The sequence below is a fragment of the Accumulibacter sp. genome, from assembly GCF_023806635.1.
Lineage (GTDB): Bacteria > Pseudomonadota > Gammaproteobacteria > Burkholderiales > Rhodocyclaceae > Accumulibacter.
In genome coordinates this window covers 1-5145 of the sequence record NZ_JAMTDQ010000025.1, presented here as the reverse complement: position 1 = coordinate 5145, position 5145 = coordinate 1, and the positions used below count along the sequence as shown (strand labels likewise).

Genomic DNA, 5145 nt, shown 5'->3' with positions numbered 1-5145 from the left:
CGAGAGGGTGCGGCAACTGGCACGGGATTGGTAGGTGGGCCGACTGGACGCTTACTCAGACGCGGCTCGTCGGCAAGCTGCCGACAGCAGCCATCGCAGCCCTTCGCGCACTGCCAGTCGGGCCGGCCGTCGCGGATGACCTGTACGCGTGCGGCGATCTCCAGATGCAGTTGCGCCAATGTGCTCATCGCTCGTCCGGCGGCGACGGTCACCGCGGGCGCCCCTCCTGGTCAGTGGCCGACATCCCGTCCGTCCAGGCTGCCGGCTGGCGCGCCCGCGCGTTTCGCAGCGACCGAACGGACAAGCACTGCACGGCCGCGTCCAGTCACGAGCAGACCAGTGTGGACTCCGTGGCACAGGAGATGGTGGTCGGGGGGCGTCTGGATGGTGTGCGTCGTTGGGTGGTGTGGGCGCGACGTTCGCCGGAGCGCAACGATACCGGATCCTCTGGCGCATGACCACCCGGCGCCCCGTGCATGCCCCCGCTCGCGCGGGCGGCGAGCTGCGGGCGTCCCCACGGCGACACATCCTTGAACCCTTTTTTCAAAAAGACGGACTGGGTTCGAGTCCGTCACAACCGTCGGGCAGCGTGACTTACCAGCAAAGCAGGCATTACCCTTCATTGATGCCATCATCCAGCCCGAGCTCTCTTAGCGCACTTCTGGTGTCTTCGATTTGTTGCTTGGACAGACCATCGTTCGGTGCTACCTCCACCTGGATGCGTAGTCGTAGGCCCGATGTCGTGGCAAAGCGCGAAAGTACCTTGGTATAGAAGTTCATCCATTTCTGTGCGGGGACGTCACCCGTCCAGCGAATGCTGTTGATCTTGGATGGCGAAGCGGGAACTGGCCTTGGGGCTGGCTGTTGCGGTGTGTTCCCGGATGGGGTCGCCGTTGTGTCGGCAGGGGCCGGACTGGTGGATGTGCCAGGCTCGGCAGAAGTGTTGGTGGCAACTTGCTTCTGCTGATCGAGGTAGGCTTGGGCGATTTCGGCGGTGATCAAGAAAACATCGTCGGAAAACTCGATGTCGCCAGGGCTGACGCTTTGCTTGAACGCGAATGGCTGATACTTGCCTGACGTTCCTTTGCCAACGTAGGCCAACATGCCGTTCTCGATGCCGCGAGCGATGGTGTCCTTGATCGATTCCGCATTCAGCAGACGCGGAAATATTGGCGAGGAAAAGAAATCGGCACGCACTTTACGGATTGGCCATTCCTTGAAAGCCGGCGGCCAGTTGCGCACCAGAAAATTCGGGCTCACGCTCTTTTCGACGTCGCCATCGGCGGTGAGGCGACTGAGGATGTTGGCGATGGGCGATTCCGCCGCACTCGAATGGACCAGTCCAAGGTCGATCTGGCGTAGCGTGTTGTCCTTGGCGAGCAACAGCAGGTGCTTGTAGCCGCGCCAGATCGATTCCTTCAAGTCGCGGCGCGCCTTCTGGATATTCTCGGCCAGTTGCTTGCGCTGCTGGTCGTCAAGCTTGAGGTCGATGGCCTCGTCCTCGATGGCCTGCCAACCCAGCAGCTTGCGTGCTTCCTCGCGCATTCCCTGCGCCGAGTCGGGCACGACCCAGATGATTGCGCTCTTGAAAGTCCGTGACGAGTTGCCGCAGTTCCTCACCATCTGGTCGGCAAAATCCAGCGTCCCCTTTTCGTCTTCAAGCGTGTGATTCAGGTCGGCGAGGACAAACGTGATCAGCGGCCGGTCGGAAATCTGCAGGCTTTTCTCGGGAAAGAAGACGCGATCCACGCCTTCGCGCGGCGCGAAAATCCTGAGGATTTCCCGCTTTGCCTCTTCGTCGACCTGTCCCCCATTGACGGTGGCGCGGCGATCGGCGAATCGCTTGTTGAGGTTTTCCTTCACGCCGAACTTGTAACGGGTTTTCTCGACGCTCAGGTAGTAGCAGGCGTCGGTCAGCGAATCCAGCACGGTCTCGACATTGCCGATGTCGGATTCGGGCTGGCCGATGGCCAAGCGAATCTCCGGCACACTGGCTTCATGGGTTTCGACGCCGACCTGTCCGCCGTTCGACTCAAAGAAAATCGTCGTTGCGGCCTTGCGGTGCAGGCGCGCCTTCTTGATGGCATCGATAGCCTCGGCATCCAGGCGCACGGCGTGCGAATCCCTTCGTCCGGCGATGTCCGTCGTCACCGCGCCTTCTAGCCTGGTTTCACCCAACTGCTCGAACACCGCGGCACGGAACGTCGCATCGTCTAGCGGTGCCGTTCCGAGCGTGATCAGCGGATCGCGCAATGCTCCCTTGTAACCCTCCTGGTACACGGTGGATACCCACAATGCCAGCAACCGAAGCACCCCACGGGTCTGCTGGAATCGAGGCAAGGTCTGCCACTTCCGCTCGAACACGGAAATCACCATTGGATGGAACGGATACGTCGCGCGGAACTGATCGCGGGCGAGGTCCGGGTTGATCAGGCTCGGCAACTGCTGGCGGTGTTCGGCAATCCAGTCGGCGTAGGCGCGACAAGCGTCCTCGGCATCCTTGTTGAGGATTACCCGGCCATCGGGGGTGACGGCCCGCTCGTCCCATTCGAAGAGACGGCGCCGGATGATTTCGGAGGTCTCGCCTTCCACGGAAACAATGATCGCCTTGCCCAGTCGATCGAGCAGGTTTTTCAGGCGTTGCTGGTCGGCATGATCCTTGTCGGTGTAAGCCAGCTCGGAGGCCGGGATCGAACCGACCAAGACGGCGTTGTGGCGGCCCCGAACAGTTTCCGAAAGCGCCTGGATGAAGTTGTACAGCTTGTTGTGCCAGCCATGGTCGCGGTACGTGCTGACATAGTTCAGCACCTCGTCCAGCAAGATCAGGCACGGGCGATCCGCCGGCAGCATCTTGTCGATTACGTCGCCCTTGGGCTCGACGAATTCGGCATCGTGTTGCGCCACATGGGCAAACGACTCCACGCCGCCCAGTTGCCAGGCCAGCTCGCCCCACGGTGTCTTGCGGCAGGGCGTCCCGTCGTTGCCGCCACGGCCGGTGAGCGAGTCGAATTCCGTGCCCACGAACACCGCGACGGCACAGCTGTCGGGAACGCCGGCGAGACCGGCACGCTCCAGGATCTTGCCCACGCCACGGTAGGCATTGGCAGCCGAGCCGTTCTTCGCCAAGTGATACAGCAGGGTCAGGGCGTGCGTCTTGCCGCCGCCGAACTGCGTCGTCATGTTGAAGACCGCGCTGGTCTCGGTGGTCAGCCCCGACAGCCGACGCACGACCTCGGCGGCCAGGCCGGTCAGATTGCCGGTCAGGTAGGTACGGTCGAAGAAGCGCAGCGGAATCTTGTAGTCGTCCGGCGCCGTGCCGATGCGCACCTTGTCCAGATGGACGGCAAATTCCGAGGCGTCCAGCGGCTTGCCCTCCCGCAAGTCCTCGCGCGGTTTGATCACGTCGTACCAGGCTTTCAGCTTCATTCTTCCATCCTCAAGGAACGGCGCGGCGGCTATTCGTGCAGCTTAGCCAGCTCGCGCTCGACCAAACTGCGATCAAGGAACGATCCGGCGGCGACCAATTCTTCGATCAGTGGCCTCGCCGCCGGTATGAAGCCCTGTTTGCGGGCGCGGAGAATCACGCCCAGGGTACCGATCAGTGGCAAATCGTGCGCCTGTGCGCAAGCGCGTGCCTCGCCATCGTCGAGCACCGCGACGGCGGGGTTGCTCAGGCGATGCGCAATCACCTGCGATTCGCCGGCCCCCAAGTCCCAGGCACTGACCGACGACACCAGCGGGACATCCGGCCGCATGCGCTCACGCGCCCACGCCAACGCAGCGGCACTCGCCTGATCCCGCTCGGCCCCCGCCGTCACCTCGCGAAACACCGCCTCGGGCACCGTCAGCGCAGGGGCCAACTGTCCCAGGAGATTCAGCCGCTGCAGTTTGCCGAGCAAAGTCAGCGGCGAGGCATTGACGACCCAGGGCCTGGAGCTCGCCATGGACTTCCTGCTCCAGTTCATCCGCCGTCACCTGAATGGCCGGCACCTTGCGGCGAAAGAGTTCCTCGAGAAAATGTCGGCGGCTGATGCCGAGGATTTCCGCAGCCTTTGCCTGCGAAATACGGCGCTCGGCGTACCACTGCACCACCGCCGCGGTCTTGATTTCCTCGCCGAACTCCTTCGGGCCCAGGCGCAGCACTGAAAAAGCGCTCGGTTCAAACTCCATCACGATCTGCGTCATCATCGTCCTCCTTCCGAAGTTGCATGTGATAGCACCCATACGCCTTCCCGCCAGCGCCGACTGTTGAAACCAGCTCTCACAATCCCAGGCCCTTCTTCCGCGCCAGCACGCCATCCACCCAGCGCTTCTCGCTGGTGGATGTCGGATACAGGGCGGACAGCGCCTGCGCCAGCCGCCAGAAGCGCTGGTCCTTGCCGGCACCATCATCGACCAGGAATCGCTTCAGCGCCTCGCCGCGCCCCGTGGCGAACAGGATCATCGCCTGGTGGATGCGATCCAGCGTGGTCTCGCCCACCTTCTTCACGGTCTTTTCCTGCCACGCCGTCTCGTCAGCGCCGACGTCTATCAGCTCCGCAAAGAAGTCGAGTTGCGGCGCGGCCTTCTTCTTCCGGGCGGTTGCCGGCGCATCCTCCTGATCCTTGCCGAAGAGATGTCGGGTGCGTTCCGACACGGGCAACAGGCGCGCGGAATCCCCCGAGACCTCGACGAGCGTCGACAAGTCCTCCAGGCTCGCCCCCAGGCCCTGGGCGATCTTGCGTGCAGCGTCGAACTCGAGCACGAACCCGCCCTTGGACTTGACCCTGGACTTGCCGTCCTCCTGGTCGTCGCCATCGGCCTGATCCTCCACGGAGGATGACTCCTCGCCGCCCGATGCCCCGGCGTTCAGCGTCCACAACCACATGGCGGTGAGCCGCGCGTCCGGCTCGAAACCAGCAGTGTCGGCGTTCTTGAACACCTGTGCCAACGCCTCCTTGGCCACGGCAGCCCAAACCTGTTCCAAGTATTCCCGCAGGGAGACTACATCACCGCTAGCCTTCTCCACACGGGAATAACGGGAGAAAATTTCCAGCGCCGGTCCCAGACAGGCGAAGATCGCATCGGCGCCAACTACACCCTCCTGGGCACCCGAGTTCGACAAAAATACGGCTAAGTGATTGTTTGTGCGCAATTCACGGTTCC

3 protein-coding genes and 2 pseudogenes are annotated in these 5145 nt (G+C 62.7%); 1 reads left to right on the top strand and 4 read right to left on the bottom strand.

The window, feature by feature from the left end:
* On the top strand, nt 1-458 hold a 458-nt coding region (locus NFW30_RS04520), incomplete at its 5' end, for a hypothetical protein (RefSeq protein WP_295371800.1).
* Between the two features lie 154 nt (nt 459-612).
* On the opposite strand, the gene NFW30_RS04515 is transcribed toward NFW30_RS04520, so the two are convergent.
* The 4 genes and pseudogenes from NFW30_RS04515 to NFW30_RS04500 all read right to left on the bottom strand — a co-directional run.
* The gene (locus tag NFW30_RS04515; protein ID WP_295371798.1) at nt 613-3426 is read right to left on the bottom strand and encodes a DUF499 domain-containing protein; all 2814 of its coding nucleotides are present in this window, start codon (nt 3424-3426) and stop codon (nt 613-615) included.
* Nucleotides 3427-3455: 29 nt separating this feature from the next.
* Nucleotides 3456-3944 (bottom strand): DUF3368 domain-containing protein, encoded by a 489-nt coding sequence (locus NFW30_RS04510; RefSeq protein ID WP_295371796.1) that lies wholly within the window; start codon nt 3942-3944, stop codon nt 3456-3458.
* A gap of 61 nt (nt 3945-4005) precedes the next feature.
* A pseudogene (locus NFW30_RS04505) lies at nt 4006-4170 on the bottom strand (UPF0175 family protein); the annotation flags it as partial.
* A 91-nt stretch (nt 4171-4261) separates the two neighbouring features.
* Nucleotides 4262-5145 (bottom strand): annotated as a pseudogene (locus tag NFW30_RS04500) (DUF1156 domain-containing protein); the annotation flags it as partial.

Bases quoted from the DNA above. Each gene is read 5' to 3' on its own strand.
- NFW30_RS04510 (WP_295371796.1), bottom strand. From the start codon at position 3,944: ATGGCGAGCTCCAGGCCCTGGGTCGTCAATGCCTCGCCGCTGACTTTG.
- NFW30_RS04515 (WP_295371798.1), bottom strand. From the start codon at position 3,426: ATGAAGCTGAAAGCCTGGTACGACGTGATCAAACCGCGCGAGGACTTG.